Consider the following 878-nt stretch of genomic DNA (forward strand, 5'->3'; position numbering starts at 1 on the left):
TCTTTTAACTCGTGTAGTTTTGGATCAAGCGTCAAAAAGTCAGATCTCAGCATTGAGTACTCAGTAGGGTAGAGTGAATGCCAGTTAAACTGAGTAGTCAACCAGGGCGCGGAAGAACCACCTGAACCTAAAATGATATTTTTAAGGTTGTCACCGGCTTGCTGTAACAGGTAGGTCTTATCCTGGGTATTGCGCCAGTTGTACAGGTTCACGTATTCAGCAGAGCCATCGTCATAGAGCCTGATGTTGTCAATGTCGACATGTGGCTGCTTATGCAGCCGCTGTAGCATAAGTTTTAGGTTGTCATATGACTTCAGCGTGTTGGTACTGATTGAAACCTTGAGTCTGTGATGATCTTCTGCAAAGGCAGAAATAGCTTCAAGCATTTCTGCCGATGTATGGTTTGACTCAAGTGGGAAGCGACTGATATTCAGTTGCGCCAGATGCTCTTGCGTCGGATTGATACGGCCCCAGGACACATAGCGCTCAGCTGTCGGGTGAGCCTCTGCAGAGGCGATGATGTCCAATACCTGATGTAAAGAGGGGAGAGATGCGTGATCAACATAAACTTCCAGTGATGGAGACACCACGGACACTTTTGCATCGGTTGAGTACTGATCACCATTCTTACTGGTTCCTTTAAACTGGAAGCAATACTCTTCATCGTTGTCCAGTTTTGGAGCGGTAAGTGTCAGATTGACGGTTTGGCTTGTGTCAGAAGGAATAATGGATATCGAACCACATGTTTGAGTCCAGCTGAAACTTTCTAAATCGGGATTGCTGTCGTTTTGAATCGGATTAAGGGTAAATTCTTGATTGTCTATGACATCGAATTTGACGCTGTTGTTGTGGGTCTGATGATCGTCATCAGAGCAGCC

General features: G+C 45.6%; 1 protein-coding gene. It reads right to left on the minus strand.

The window, feature by feature from the left end; genetic code table 11:
• A partial coding sequence (locus R7044_RS24620; protein ID WP_225455924.1) for a PKD domain-containing protein occupies nt 1-878 on the minus strand: 878 nt, incomplete at both ends.

This window comes from Vibrio sp. 1402 (assembly GCF_033340275.1).